This window comes from Exiguobacterium aurantiacum, from assembly GCF_024362205.1.
Taxonomy (GTDB): Bacteria; Bacillota; Bacilli; order Exiguobacteriales; family Exiguobacteriaceae; genus Exiguobacterium; species Exiguobacterium aurantiacum_B.
Genome location: NZ_CP101462.1, coordinates 1,824,870 through 1,838,491, shown reverse-complemented (window position 1 = coordinate 1,838,491; position 13,622 = coordinate 1,824,870). Strand labels below are relative to the sequence as shown.

The window sequence follows — 13,622 nt, the reverse complement described above, 5'->3', positions numbered from 1 at the left end:
TATGCTATGCTAATTTCGATTTGACGGGAACATGCGTTTTTAAGCTGAAAACCGGGAGGCGAGAGGATGGGATTCGTTGACGATCAACAATCATTTTTACGCTATTGCCAAGTCGAACGCCGACTGTCTCCTCATACGAAACGCTCTTACGAGCAGACGCTCGACCAGTACGCCGCTTATTGCCAATCGACACATCAAGATCCATATGATGTGCAGTCGGCGCGGCGTTATTTATATGCCCTTTATGAGGCAGACACCGCTACGACGACGGTCGCCCAAAAAGTATCATGCCTCAAACAATTCGGGAAATTTGTGGCACGCGAGACGGGCGGCGAACCGTTGTTCCACGGGCTGACGTCGCCGAAGCGTCGCAAGACGCTACCGACGTTCGCCGTGCCGAGCGAGGTCGAACAGCTCCTGAAGGCAGCCGAAGGGCAAGACGACCCATTCCTGCGCGCCCGTGACGTCGCCATTGTCGAGATGTTGTACGGGACAGGCATGCGTGTCGCCGAGTTGTGCGGCATGGACGTGTCGTCCTACGATACTGGCCTCGCGTTCGTCCACGTCGTCGGGAAAGGGAAGAAAGAACGTTACATCCCAATCGGACAGTTCGCCATCGAGGCGCTCGACCGTTACTTAGACTTGCGGCAAACGTGCGCAACGAGTCAGGAAACGGCATTATTTCTCAGTCAAAAAGGGAATCGGGTGACAACGGACCAAATTCGCTACGTCATGAAGCGTCTCCGAAAACTTGGGGGCCTTCACAAGCCGTTGACGCCACACTCGCTCCGTCACAGCTTTGCGACGGACCTGCTCGAGCGCGGGGCGGACCTCCGCGCCGTCCAGGAGCTGCTCGGACACGAGTCGCTCTCGACGACGGGTCGTTACACCCACGTCTCGACTGAGCGTCTGCGAGCGGTCTATCAAGCTACACATCCGAGAAAGTAGGAGGTCATCAGATGTTTCATGCAACCACGATTTTCGCGGTCCGTCATAACGGACACGGCGCGATGAGCGGAGATGGACAAGTCACGTTCGGGAACGCCGTCATCATGAAAAATAAGGCCAAAAAAGTAAGGCGTCTTTATGGCGGCAAAGTCGTCGCCGGATTTGCCGGCAGTGTCGCCGATGCGTTCACGTTATTCGAAAAGTTTGAATCAAAACTTGAGATGTACAACGGCAACTTGCCGCGTGCAGCCGTCGAGCTGGCCAAGGAATGGCGCGGGGATAAGATGTTGCGCCAACTTGAGGCCCTATTGATCGTCATGGATAACGACCATTTACTGCTCGTCTCTGGGAACGGAGAAGTGATCGAGCCGGACGACGGCATCTTGGCCATCGGTTCGGGCGGCAATTACGCGCTCGCCGCCGGACGTGCGCTCGTGCGTCATTCGCCGGAAAAAACGGCTGAAGATATAGCCCGGGCCGCACTCGAGATTGCCGGGGAGTTGTGCGTCTATACGAACGACCAAGTTATCGTAGAAACGATCGGAGGCGATTCTGAATGAAACGTGAACTGACACCACGCCAAATCGTAGCGGAGCTAGACCGCTTCGTCATCGGACAGAAAGATGCGAAACGCGCGGTCGCGATCGCGCTCCGCAATCGCTATCGGCGTCAAAAACTGAGCGCCGACTTGCGCGATGAAGTGACACCGAAGAACATCTTGATGATCGGACCGACCGGTGTCGGGAAGACGGAGATCGCACGACGGTTAGCCAAACTCGTCGGTGCACCGTTCGTCAAAGTCGAAGCTACGAAGTTCACGGAAGTCGGTTACGTCGGACGTGACGTCGAGTCGATGGTCCGGGACCTCGTCGAGGATTCGGTCCGTCTCGTGAAGGAAGAGAAGAAAGAAGGCGTGAAAGAACAAGCCGAGGTCGCAGCGACCGAACGCATCCTCGACGCCCTGCAAGGGAAAGCCAAGGTCGAGCCGACCGCATCCAATCCGTTTGAGGCGCTGTTCGGGGGTCAAGGTCAAAAGACCGAGGAACCGACGAGCACACAGTCGTCCGATCGCGCGCAATTGCGCCGCTTGCTTGAACTCGGTGAGCTCGAAGAACGGTTGATTGAGGTTAACCTCGAAGAAAAACAGACCGTCGACTTGTTCCAAGGACAAGGCATGGAAGGACTATCGAATCTCCAAGACATGCTCGGTCAAATCGTGCCGAAAAAACGGAAAAAGCGCAAACTGCCAGTCCGTGAAGCACGACCGCTCATCGTCGCTGAAGAAGCGGAGAACTTGCTCGACATGAACGAGGTTCATGACGAGGCCGTCCGCCGCAGTGAGCAGATGGGCATCATCTTCGTCGATGAGATCGACAAGATTGCGACGAAGTCGCAAGATCATGCTGGTGTCTCGCGGGAAGGGGTCCAACGTGACATCCTCCCAATCGTCGAAGGGTCGACCGTCGTGACGAAGTATGGCCCGGTCAAGACGGACCACGTGCTGTTTATCGCCGCCGGCGCGTTCCATATGGCCAAACCGTCCGATTTGATTCCTGAACTTCAAGGTCGGTTCCCGATTCGCGTCGAATTGGGCAGCTTGACCGAAGAAGACTTCGTCAAGATCTTGACCGAGCCGTCCCAAGCACTCATCAAGCAGTACACCGCTCTTCTCGAGTCTGAGGAGATCAGTGTCGAGTTCACGCATTCGGCCATCGAAGAGATCGCTCGTATCGCCACGCACGTCAACCGAGAGACGGACGACATCGGGGCCCGCCGCTTGTACACGATCATGGAGCGCGTGCTTGAGGACTTGTCGTTCGAGGCGGCCGATATGCCGCAGACACACGTTCAAATCACACCGGCTTATGTGAAAGAAAAAGTCGGATCGATCGCGGAAGATCGAGACTTGAGCCAATTTATACTATAAGATTCTGTATGCACATACAGGGAGGAAAATAAGAATTATGAACTTACTAGACAAAACACGCCAATTGAACACGATGCTTCAACAAGAGGCAAGCGCGCACGTTGATTTTAAAGAAATGGCGGACAAAATGCGCGAAGTACTCGAAGCGAATACGTTCATCGTGAGCCGTCGCGGCCGCTTGCTCGGTTTCGCGATCAAACAACAGATCGAGAACGAACGGATGAAGGCGTTTTTAGTCGACCGCCAATTCCCGGAGCCTTATGCCTCGAACTTGTTCAACGTGAAAGAGACGACAGAAAACATCGGCATCGACAGTGAATATACAGCCTTCCCGGTCGAGAACCGTGAACTGTTCCTCGACTCGATGACGACGATCGTCCCAATCATCGGAGGCGGTGAACGTCTCGGGACACTCGTACTCGGCCGTCTCAACAATGAGTTCACGGAAGACGACCTCGTCTTGGCAGAATATAGCGCGACGGTCGTCGGAATGGAGATCCTGCGTGAGAAAGCGGCCGAAGCCGAGGCGTCGGCTCGTAAGAAGGCGGTCGTTCAAATGGCGATCAACTCGCTCTCTTATTCAGAGCTCGAAGCGATCGAACATATCTTCGAGGAGCTCGGTGGAAACGAAGGTCTGTTAGTTGCTTCCAAAATTGCCGATAGAGTGGGAATCACACGTTCGGTCATCGTCAATGCGCTCCGCAAATTGGAAAGCGCAGGTGTCATCGAATCACGTTCGCTTGGTATGAAAGGAACGTATATTAAGATACTAAATGACAACTTCTTGTTCGAATTACAAAAGTTGAAATCGAATTGAAATAAAGACGATTCAGTATATGAATTAAAGGGAAGTCTATTGAATTAGGACTTTCGACTTAAAAAGTCGCCTCCGATACGTCGGGGGCGCTTTTTTTTAGTGCAAAAGTAATTATTTTCAGAATTCGCCGTAAATTCGACAAAAAGAGAAGATAGCATTTACCTGTTTTAACAAAAATATCTTTCAACACTGTTACAGATTTGTTTCAATGTAATAGTAGATTTTCCAAATAAGGTATATACATGCATTCTTTTGGTGAAAGTGAGTGAAACGCATGAATTGGATCGGCACCGACTATCAATTAATGAAGCAAGCGATCAACCATTCGGTCGTAAATCAAAAAGTCATCAGCCATAACCTGTCAAATATCGATACCCCGAACTTCCGGGCGAAACAGGCCGTGTTCGAACAGACGTTGAACAACGAGATGCGCCTCAAGCTGGCGGGTGGCCGTCCGAGCGAGCGCTCGGCGACGACGATCACGGACCGGGCCGGAGGGGCGATGCGAAGCGACGGGAACAACGTCGATCTCGACTATGAGATGAGCGAGTTGGCTCGGAACCAACTTCAATACGAAGCGATGATGGAACAACTGAACCGCCGACTCGGCGGACTCAAGACCGTCATTAGAGGAGGACGTTAACAATGGGGATGTTTGATAGTTTTCATATCTCGGCGACAGCATTGACGTCACAACGGCTTCGGATGGACACGGTATCCGCGAACATCGCGAACGCCCAGACGACGCGAGGCAAACTCGTCGACGGAGAGTGGCAACCGTATACGCGGAAAATGACCGTCTTGCAGGAAGCGCCGTTTCGACAACAGTTGTCCGCTGTCAGCGGCGGCGTCGAAGTATCGCAAATCGTGGAAGACGAGAGCCCATATAAGCTCGTCTATGACCCGAGCCATCCGGATTCGGATGACCGGGGCTATGTTCAAATGCCGAACGTCGATTTGTTGAAAGAGATGGTCGACCTGATGGGGGCGACCCGGTCGTACGAGGCAAACATCGCAGCAATGAACGCCACGAAGGCGATGCTCGTCAAAGCGATGGAAATCGGTAAAGGATAAGGAGTGACAAGCGATGCAGATTAACCCTATACAGTTGATCGGTACACAACCGACCGTAACGCCGACGGTGAAAGAGACACCGTCTCAGTTCGGAACGTATTTGAACGAGGCGATGCAATCGTTGAACGACGTCCAACAAGCGACGAGTTCAGCCCGGGCCGACCTTGCTGTTGGCAAAGCGGATTTACATCAAGTCATGATTCAAAGCGAAGAGTCGTCGATTGCGATGCAACTCGCCATTGAGGTGCGAAACAAAGCGGTCGAGGCCTATCAAGAAATGATGCGAATGCAAGTTTAAAGTAGAGGATGACGAGTTGCGATGAATGAAAAGTTAAAAGAACGATTCGGTTCACTGACCGGTTCCCTTCAAACGATGAAGACGAACCGTAAAATCTTTTGGGGCCTCGTCATCGCTGGCGTACTTCTCGTCGCGGTGGTCTTGACCATCTGGCTGTCGCGCCCGAACATGGCTCCGCTTTATACGAACCTGTCCGCCCAAGAAGCGGGCGAGGTTACAGAGAAGCTGACGGCTGACGGTGTGAAAGCCGAAATTAAAGCGACATCGAACGGTGTGAGCGTATACGTACCAAGCGAACAAGTCGATCAATTGAAAGTCAGCCTCGCTGCAGCAGGCATCCCGAAATCAGGGGCGATCGATTACAGCTTCTTCAGTGAGAACGCGGGCTTCGGGACGACCGACCGCGAGATGGCCGTCATCGAACGGAGCGCGATGCAGACCGAGCTCGAGCGGTTGATCACACAAATCGAAGGGATCAACCAAGCGAAAGTCATCATCTCGATTCCTGAAAAATCGGTCTTCTTGGCGGAAGACCAAGGCGAGCCGACGGCTTCGATCGTCTTAAATTTAGGAGCAGGTACGAATCTTGAACCAGCGACGGTGAAAGGGCTCTACCATTTGATTAGTAAGAGCGTGCCGAACTTGAAACCAGAAAACATCTCGGTCATGGACCAATATTTTACGTATTACGATTTGGACCAAACGACAACGGCCGGAGGATCATCTACCGACCCGCTCGTCTTGAAACGCCAAGTTGAAAAAGATGTCCGTCAACAGATTCAACAGATGCTTTCGGTTCTCTTAGGAGAGCGGAGCGTCCTCGTCTCGGTCACGGCCGATATCGATACGACGCAATCGGCGGAAGAGCAAAACCTCGTGACACCTGTCAACGAGGAGAGCATGGAAGGGATTGTCACTTCGGCGGAACGAATCGCTGAAGCGTACACCGGCGGTACCGGAGCGGCGACCGCGGCGGGCACGGCTGAGAACGATACGGTCAATTTCCCGGCCGCCACCGGCACCGGGGGAGAAGAGAGCGAAAAGAATCATGAAATCATAAATTATGAAGTCAACCGCATCACGAAACAGATTCAAAACGCACCGTACTCAATCCGCGATCTCGGTGTTCAATTGATTGTCGAACCGCCGAACGGGGCGACGGCAATCGACCCGCAACTCGAGGGTGATCTCGAGACGATGATGTACTCGATCATCCGCACATCGCTCGCCAAGACCGGCGAGGCGCTCACCGAGGCGGAGCTTGAACAGAAAGTCGTCGTCGTATCGCGTCCGTTCGCTGAGACGGAGGAAGCGGCTACCGTCGAACAACCGACCCAGTGGTGGATGTATGCGGCAGCAGCAGGTGCCGTCGTCTTGCTCGCGCTATTGTTCTTCGCGATGCGGAAACGCAACCGCGAACCAGTTGCCGAGTCGAACGAATGGGAAGTCCCGTATGAAGACGAAGTTCCGGACCTCGACCTTGAAGAACGAGGCGAAGGGGCCGTCAAGAAGAAACAGTTGGAGAAATTGGCAGAGAGCAACCCTGAAGAGTTTGCCAAACTGCTCCGTACTTGGATGTCTGAGGAGTGAGTACCGTGAATTACGCAAAACAACCGAACCGGGAAAAAGCGGCCATGCTCATGATCTCGCTTGGACCTGAAGTGGCAGCGAGCGTCTACAAGCATCTGTCGGAAGAAGAGATGGAACAATTGACGTTACAAATCTCGGCCTTGAAGAAAGTATCATCCGAACAAAAAGAAGCGATCATGGGCGAGTTCCACGAACTCGCCATGGCGCAAAGTTATATCACGCAAGGCGGGATCGGGTTTGCGAAAACGGTGCTCGAGAAAGCGGTCGGGGAAGAAAAGGCGATGGCCCTCATCCACCGGCTCACATCGACGCTCCAAGTACGACCGTTCGAGTTTGCCCGCAAGGCCGACCCGAAACAGTTGCTCAACTTCATCCAGAACGAGCATCCGCAAACGATCGCCTTGATCTTGGCTCATCTCGAACCGGTCAAGTCGGGACAGATCCTATCGGAATTACCGCCCGAGATTCAATCGGAAGTCGCCAAACGGATTGCGACGATGGATCGACTCAACCCGGACGTCATTCATGAGATCGAACAGATCCTTGAGAAGAACTTGTCCCAAACCGATATGCAAGACTACGCCCAGTCCGGTGGCATCGAGGCGGTCGTCGAAGTGCTCAACGGCGTCGACCGTACGACCGAGCGCACGATTCTCGATGCTCTTGAAATCGAAGATCCAGAATTGGCCGAAGAAATCAAAAAACGGATGTTCGTCTTCGAAGACATCGTCACGCTCGATTCGCGGGCGATTCAGCGGATTATCCGCGAAGTGGCGAACGACGATCTCTTGCTCGCCCTCAAAGTCTCATCCGAAGAAGTCAAACAGATCATCTTCAAAAACATGTCACAACGAATGGTCGAAACGTTCAAAGAAGACATGGAATTCATGGGGCCTGTCCGGTTGCGTGACGTCGAAGAAGCGCAAAGTCGTATCGTTGGCATCATCCGTCGCCTAGAAGACGTCGGAGAGATCGTGATCAGCCGCGGTGGAGGAGATGACATCGTTGTCTAATGTGATTAAACGCTACCACGCGACATCGCTCGAGCCGCAACGAATCGACTCGAAACCGTTCCTTGAACCGGTGTCGGTGGAGCAGTATGACCAGAAAAATGAACAGTTGGAACAGAGTCGGGAACAGCTTCGCCGAGACGAAGCCGCGCTTCAAGAGCGTCGCAACGCGATGGAACAACAACTCGCGGTGTTGCGGGAGGAAGTGTTGACGTCGGCCCGGCAAGAAGGGTTTGACGCCGGGTTTGATCATGGCAGACGAGAAGGCAAGGCAGAGTATAACGAGTTGACGACGCGGCTGAACACCGTCGCTGTCGAACTTGAACAGCTGTTCGATACGAAGTGGCGGGACGCGGAGCGACAGCTCGTCGCTCTTGCCATCGAAGTCAGCGCCCGTGTCACGACCCAGCTTGTCCGACAAGAAGAGGCGCTGTTCGCCGATCAGATTCGAGAACAGTTGCTCCGTCAGCTCGATGCCGAGTCGTTGACGGTGTATGTCCATCCGACCCGTCTCGCTTCAATTCAACGTTTCGATTCGGAGTGGGCGACACCAGACGGCCCCCCATTGAAGTACCGGGCAGATGCCGGTTTGAGTGAGACGAGCGTACGCATTGAGACGCCGCACCACGGTAATGAGCTTGATTTGAACTATAGCTTTGAACGCATCCAGTCCAAAATCGAGGAGGTTTTGGCCGATGGCGCTTATTGATCACGTCCTTGAGACGATCACTGCGTCCGCCGAGGACGAATATGTCAGGAAGGTCGGACGGGTGTGCCGTGTCGTCGGACTGATGATCGAATCAACGGGGCCGAGCGCCTTCATCGGGGAACGCTGTTTGATTGAACTCCCCTCCGGCCAACACGTCGAGGCGGAAGTCGTCGGATTCAACGAGGCGCGGGTGCTCCTCATGCCTTACGGGGAGACGACCCAAATCGCCCCGGGCTGTATGGTCAAAGGCACGGGACGGATGCTTCAAGTCCCGGTCGGTGACGAGCTGATCGGACAAGTGCTCGACGGTCTCGGCCGTCCCTTGTCTGGCGAAGCAGCCTCACCGGGAAAGCGCTACGATGTCCTTCGGAAACCGCCCAATCCGCTCGAACGGCCGCGGATTTTAGATGTCTTATCGACGGGCGTCCGCGTCATCGACGGTCTGTTGACGGTCGGCAAAGGACAGCGGGTCGGATTGTTCGCGGGTTCCGGTGTCGGGAAATCGACACTGCTCGGGATGATCGCCAAACGCTCGTCGGCCGACATTAACGTCATCGCCCTGATCGGCGAGCGTGGTCGCGAAGTGAAAGAGTTCATCGAGAAAGAACTCGGTCCGGAAGGGATGGCCCGCTCAGTCGTCATCGTGGCGACGAGCGACCAGCCGCCCCTCGTTCGGTTGAAAGGGGCCTATACGGCTACTGCCATCGCCGAATACTTCCGGGACCAAGGCAAGGAAGTGGTCCTCATGATGGACTCGGTGACCCGCTTTGCCATGGCGCAACGAGAAATCGGTCTTGCGACCGGTGAACCTCCGACGTCAAAAGGGTATACCCCATCCGTGTTCGCGATGTTGCCGCAACTATTAGAACGTAGCGGGACGGCCGTGACGGGCTCGATCACCGCCTTTTACACCGTCCTCGTCGACGGTGACGATATGAACGAACCGATCGCGGACGCGGTGCGCGGTATATTGGACGGTCACTTCGTCATGGACCGTTCGCTCGCGAACCGTGGCCAGTTCCCGGCCATCCACGTCTTAAAATCGATCAGCCGCGTCATGAACCAAATTGCGACGCCGATGCACCGTGAGGTCGCTCAAACGTTCCGCGGCTGGTTGGCGACATACTTGGACGCCGAAGACTTGATCAATATCGGGGCCTATAAAAAAGGGACGAACCCGGCGATTGATACCGCCATCGAGCAGTATCCGAACTTATTGACCTTTTTAAAGCAATCCATCGAAGAAGAGGCCCCGCTCGAGCAATCGCTTGAACGCTTGGCTAAAATCGTGCGAGGTGAACCATGAACAGACTATTGTTAGAACGCATCATGCCAATCGCGGAACATGAGAAGGAAGAGTCCGCTACGGAGATGAGACAACAGAAAGCACGGTTCGAGACGGAGATGGAGGCGCTCTATCGGCTCGTGTTGACGTATGAGTCGCTCATGAAGAGTCAAGATGAACAGGACGGTGTCATCGACCTGCTCATGTCGCAATACCGTGAGCAGACACGTGAACGGTTGAAACGTCAAATCGAGACGCAACAGCTCGTCGTCCAACAGGCGCGCAATCGGTACCATTTGTCACAGGAACGACTGCTTGGAAAAGTCGTCGAAGAAAAGAAATATGTAACGTTGCACGAAAAAGTCAGTCAACATGAAGTGGCTGCGACGAAGCTCGTCGAACAACATTTCATCGATGAGCTGGCAGTGATTCATCACGGGAAAGGGAAGTAAACCGATGGAAAAAGACAGCTCGAAGCGGGGAAGACAGCTATTGGTCGCGCTCGTTCTCGTCCCGGCCATCTTTCTACTCGTTGGAGGCATCGTCGTCATGAACTATGCGATGGACCGTCCGTTGTTATCGGTCCCGTTTTTAGAGATCGGTGCGAAACAAGAGCCGGAAGAGAAAGTGAAGACGAACGTGAACGTGACCGGGATCGACAACGATACCGCAAATCGTTTGAAAGTGGCGAACGCCGAGATTGAGAAACTTCGGGCAGACAATGTCGAGTTGACGAACGAAGTAAAGGCGCGTCAAGAGGAAGTGTCAAAGTTGATTAAAGAGCGGGACCGGCTCGTCGCGGAACTGGCGACGGCAAGTGCGACGGAAGAAGAAACATCGGATGTCTCTCGCGTCTATGAAGAGATGTCCGCCAAACAAGCCGCGGCCATCATGAACGAGCTCGAGAGCCCACAAGTGGCCAACTTACTGAAAGAATTGTCGCCGAAGCAACAAGCGGACATTTTAGGACGGATGGATGCCCAGCAGGCCGCCGTCGTGACGCAATTGCTCCAGTGACAAGAAAGGAGGACATGATGATGAATATCGCCTTACTCGCCCAATCAGTACAAGGGACGACGCAAAAAGGCGGGGAAACGACTGCGACCCCGACCGGCCAGTTTTTGGAGTTGCTCTCGACGATGCTCGGCACGTCGACGCCATCCCCTGAGATGGCGGTCGCCGCGGAAGACGAGGAATCGCTGCCGCTCGAGAATGTCTCGAACCGATTGGAGCAATGGCTCCAACAGCCAGACAGCCTGCAATGGTTGAAATCGCTGCCGGCAGACGCTTATCGGAAGTTCATGGATGCATACATCGGCATCTTGAACCAAGTCGCCCCGGAACAATCAGCGGCAATAGCCGAGACGACAGCGGCCGTGCCGCCCACGCTCCTCACCGGACAAGTGGCAGCGCCGACGATTTCGTTCACGCTGACGAAGAAGGAAACGGAAGCACTCGTTACACCCGTGCCGACCGACCAAGTCGAAGAGAACGTGCGCATCATCCAGCAAGTTGTTGCGCAATTTAAAGGAACGCTTGGGCAGACCCCAAAACCTTTACCCGGTCTTACTCAAACCGAAACGCAAATCGCGCAATTGCAGCCAACGCTGAAAGAGACCGAATGGATGCCCAAAGGGATGACCTGGTCGAAACCGCAAATCGATTCGGAGATGGTGATGTACGCCTCGAAAGGCTCGTTACCGGAGAACTTGCAGGCTCGAATCGAAGCAGCCTTGCAACGCGCGCCGTTCAAGAGCGGGGCCGATGGGTCTAAAGTGTTCACGGTCCGGCTCTATCCTGAACAGTTAGGCGAACTCGTCGTTAAACTCGAACGTCAAAACGGGGAACTCGTTGTCAAACTGTTTGCGAGCAACCAAGAAGCGAAGCAGTTACTTCAGTCACAGGTCCAACAGCTGCAACAGACGCTCCAACCGCTGACGCAAAACGTCCGCGTCGAGATCAACTTGACGCAACAGGCGCTTGAGGCGAAAGGGTCTGGCTTCAACGAGTTCGATCAACCGGAACCGGAACAGCAGGAACAACCGAAAGGAGAACCAGAAGATGACGACCATCCAGCCGAAGACGAATGATTACACACTTCCGGATCAATCGATGCCGAAGGCGACGAACCAATACGATCAAAGCATGTTCTTGAAACTATTGCTCGCCCAACTCGCTAACCAAGATCCGATGTCACCGATGGAAGATCGTGAGTTTATCGCCCAAATGGCTCAGTTCTCTTCTCTCGAACAGATGCAGACGATCTCGAAACAACTCGACGCTGTGCTCGTCGACCGCCAGATGGCCTCGATTTCGGAGTTCAGCAATATGATCGGTAAAACGGTCGATTATACGACGGAGACGGAAACCGAGACGATTAAAGGTTCAGGACGTGTCCTCTCGATTTCAAAAACCGAAGCCGGCTACGTAGCCGACCTTGAAGACGGAAAGTCCGTCAACGTGTACAACATCACTTCCATCAAATCAGCATAGGAGGAATTATCATGTTAAGAGCAATGTACTCAGGAATCAGTGGATTAAAAAACTTCCAATCGAAGCTTGACGTCGTCGGAAACAACATCGCCAACGTCAACACGTTCGGTTACAAAAAAGGACGCGTCACGTTCAAAGATCTCGTCAGCCAGCAAGTCGGTAGTGCGACGGCAGCAAACGGTTTGAGCGGTGGTGTCAACCCTAAAGAAGTCGGTCTCGGGGGGACGATGGCGACCGTCGACAACGTCTATAACCAAGGGGCCATGCAAAACTCAGGAAGAGCACTTGACGTCGGAATTTCGGGTGAAGGGTTCTTCGCCCTAGATGTGAATGGTCAAACCCAATACACACGTGCCGGTAACTTCTATACGGACAATGCGGGAGACTTGGTCAACGGTGATGGGGCGTACGTCCAACGAATCGGAGGCGGGCGCATTAACATTCCAGCCGGGGCGAAGTCACTCTCGATCGGGAAAGACGGACAAGTTAGTTATGTCGATAACGCTGGTGCTTCAACAGTCGTCGGTCAAATTCAAGTCGTCACGTTCGCCAACAACGCCGGGTTGTCAAAAGTCGGTGCAAACAACTTCATCCAATCTCAAAACTCGGGAGCACCACAAATCGGTATTCCTGGTCAAGGTGGTCGAGGGGAACTCGTATCGGGTGCACTTGAGATGTCAAACGTCGACTTGTCTGAAGAGTTCACAGAAATGATTGTCGCGCAACGTGGTTTCCAAGCGAACACGCGTATCATCACGACATCAGACGAGATTTTACAAGAACTCGTCAACTTGAAACGCTGATGATTCACGTCACGACGCTCCGTGGTGAAGAACTCGTGTTGAACGCCTTGTTCATCGAGACGGTCAAGGCTGAACCTGACACAATCATTCACCTATACAACGGAAAGACCTATATCGTCAGCGAGACGAAACAACAAATCATCGACCGGACGATCGCATTTTATGCATCGATTGGTCTAGTTGGAACGACAGGCATACGAGGTGAAGAAGAAGATGAGTGAAGAAAAACAAAAAGGTGGCGCCATGAAGATGGTGCTCATCCTGCTAGTCGTCCTGCTCGTAATGGGCGGGGCTGGATTCATGACTTATAAATATTTATTTGGTGACAACGTGACTGCGAAGACAAAACCGGTCACGGCCGAAGAGTTGGCCGAACGAAGCTTCACGACGGACGACATGACAACGAACATTCAAGATGAGCGTTTCATCAACGTCCAGTTCACGATCGTGACCGATGCCGCCGAGACGAAAGAAGATCTCGAACTTCGGAAGTTCCAGGTGCATAACGTCATTCTCGGGGATTTGGCCGGCATGACGAAAGCCCAGCTCACGACGAAAGAGGACATGCAGAAGTTTGAGCAGTCGCTCCGTAAACAATTAAACGGCCTGTTGGAGTCAGGTGAGGTCCAACGAGTCTATATGACGAAGAAAATCATACAGTGAGGTGG

The 13,622-nt window shown here is 53.5% G+C and carries 18 protein-coding genes; all 18 read left to right on the top strand.

Going from position 1 to position 13,622, the window contains the following annotated elements; all coding sequences use genetic code 11:
- Positions 1-66 precede the first annotated feature (66 nt).
- The 18 genes from NMQ00_RS09555 to NMQ00_RS09470 all read left to right on the top strand — a co-directional run bounded on the left by NMQ00_RS09555 (position 67) and on the right by NMQ00_RS09470 (position 13,617).
- A complete protein-coding gene (locus NMQ00_RS09555; RefSeq protein ID WP_255176512.1) occupies positions 67-948 on the top strand; it encodes a tyrosine-type recombinase/integrase in 882 nt (293 codons plus the stop codon).
- 11 nt (positions 949-959) lie between these two features.
- The gene (hslV, locus tag NMQ00_RS09550) at positions 960-1,508 is read left to right on the top strand and encodes an ATP-dependent protease subunit HslV (protein WP_255176511.1); all 549 of its coding nucleotides are present in this window, start codon (positions 960-962) and stop codon (positions 1,506-1,508) included.
- Positions 1,505-2,875, top strand: a complete 1,371-nt coding sequence (gene hslU, locus NMQ00_RS09545; protein ID WP_214752713.1) for an ATP-dependent protease ATPase subunit HslU — start codon at positions 1,505-1,507, stop codon at positions 2,873-2,875. The genes hslV and hslU overlap by 4 nt, the downstream gene beginning before the upstream one ends.
- Positions 2,876-2,912: 37 nt before the next feature.
- Positions 2,913-3,692 (top strand): GTP-sensing pleiotropic transcriptional regulator CodY, encoded by a 780-nt coding sequence (gene codY / locus NMQ00_RS09540; RefSeq protein WP_016508279.1) that lies wholly within the window; start codon positions 2,913-2,915, stop codon positions 3,690-3,692.
- 274 nt (positions 3,693-3,966) lie between these two features.
- A complete protein-coding gene (gene flgB, locus NMQ00_RS09535; RefSeq protein WP_255178706.1) occupies positions 3,967-4,335 on the top strand; it encodes a flagellar basal body rod protein FlgB in 369 nt (122 codons plus the stop codon).
- A gap of 2 nt (positions 4,336-4,337) precedes the next feature.
- Positions 4,338-4,766 carry a flagellar basal body rod protein FlgC gene (gene flgC / locus NMQ00_RS09530; protein ID WP_034777187.1) on the top strand — a complete coding sequence of 143 codons (429 nt, stop codon included), beginning with the start codon at positions 4,338-4,340 and terminating at the stop codon, positions 4,764-4,766.
- Between the two features lie 13 nt (positions 4,767-4,779).
- Positions 4,780-5,064, top strand: a complete 285-nt coding sequence (gene fliE / locus NMQ00_RS09525; protein WP_255176510.1) for a flagellar hook-basal body complex protein FliE — start codon at positions 4,780-4,782, stop codon at positions 5,062-5,064.
- A 21-nt stretch (positions 5,065-5,085) separates the two neighbouring features.
- Complete coding sequence (fliF, locus tag NMQ00_RS09520) at positions 5,086-6,654, top strand: flagellar basal-body MS-ring/collar protein FliF (protein WP_255176509.1); 1,569 nt, start codon at positions 5,086-5,088, stop codon at positions 6,652-6,654.
- Positions 6,655-6,659: 5 nt separating this feature from the next.
- Positions 6,660-7,667: a flagellar motor switch protein FliG gene (gene fliG, locus NMQ00_RS09515; protein ID WP_255176508.1), complete on the top strand. Its 1,008-nt coding sequence runs from the start codon at positions 6,660-6,662 to the stop codon at positions 7,665-7,667.
- A complete protein-coding gene (locus NMQ00_RS09510) occupies positions 7,651-8,373 on the top strand; it encodes a FliH/SctL family protein (RefSeq protein WP_255176507.1) in 723 nt (240 codons plus the stop codon). Before fliG ends, NMQ00_RS09510 begins: the two co-directional genes overlap by 17 nt.
- Complete coding sequence (gene fliI / locus NMQ00_RS09505) at positions 8,360-9,679, top strand: flagellar protein export ATPase FliI (RefSeq protein WP_255176506.1); 1,320 nt, start codon at positions 8,360-8,362, stop codon at positions 9,677-9,679. Before NMQ00_RS09510 ends, fliI begins: the two co-directional genes overlap by 14 nt.
- The gene (locus NMQ00_RS09500; protein WP_255176505.1) at positions 9,676-10,110 is read left to right on the top strand and encodes a flagellar FliJ family protein; all 435 of its coding nucleotides are present in this window, start codon (positions 9,676-9,678) and stop codon (positions 10,108-10,110) included. The genes fliI and NMQ00_RS09500 overlap by 4 nt, the downstream gene beginning before the upstream one ends.
- 4 nt (positions 10,111-10,114) lie before the next feature.
- Positions 10,115-10,675 carry a MotE family protein gene (locus tag NMQ00_RS09495; protein ID WP_255176504.1) on the top strand — a complete coding sequence of 187 codons (561 nt, stop codon included), beginning with the start codon at positions 10,115-10,117 and terminating at the stop codon, positions 10,673-10,675.
- Positions 10,676-10,695: 20 nt separating this feature from the next.
- Positions 10,696-11,748: a flagellar hook-length control protein FliK gene (locus NMQ00_RS09490; RefSeq protein WP_255176503.1), complete on the top strand. Its 1,053-nt coding sequence runs from the start codon at positions 10,696-10,698 to the stop codon at positions 11,746-11,748.
- The gene (locus NMQ00_RS09485) at positions 11,720-12,151 is read left to right on the top strand and encodes a flagellar hook capping FlgD N-terminal domain-containing protein (protein ID WP_255176502.1); all 432 of its coding nucleotides are present in this window, start codon (positions 11,720-11,722) and stop codon (positions 12,149-12,151) included. The genes NMQ00_RS09490 and NMQ00_RS09485 overlap by 29 nt, the downstream gene beginning before the upstream one ends.
- Before the next feature lie 11 nt (positions 12,152-12,162).
- A complete protein-coding gene (gene flgG / locus NMQ00_RS09480; protein ID WP_255176501.1) occupies positions 12,163-12,954 on the top strand; it encodes a flagellar basal body rod protein FlgG in 792 nt (263 codons plus the stop codon).
- Entirely contained in the window at positions 12,954-13,175 is a 222-nt protein-coding gene (locus NMQ00_RS09475; RefSeq protein WP_255176500.1) for a flagellar FlbD family protein, read from the top strand. Before flgG ends, NMQ00_RS09475 begins: the two co-directional genes overlap by 1 nt.
- Positions 13,168-13,617 carry a flagellar basal body-associated FliL family protein gene (locus tag NMQ00_RS09470; protein ID WP_034777211.1) on the top strand — a complete coding sequence of 150 codons (450 nt, stop codon included), beginning with the start codon at positions 13,168-13,170 and terminating at the stop codon, positions 13,615-13,617. The genes NMQ00_RS09475 and NMQ00_RS09470 overlap by 8 nt, the downstream gene beginning before the upstream one ends.
- Positions 13,618-13,622 lie beyond the last annotated feature (5 nt).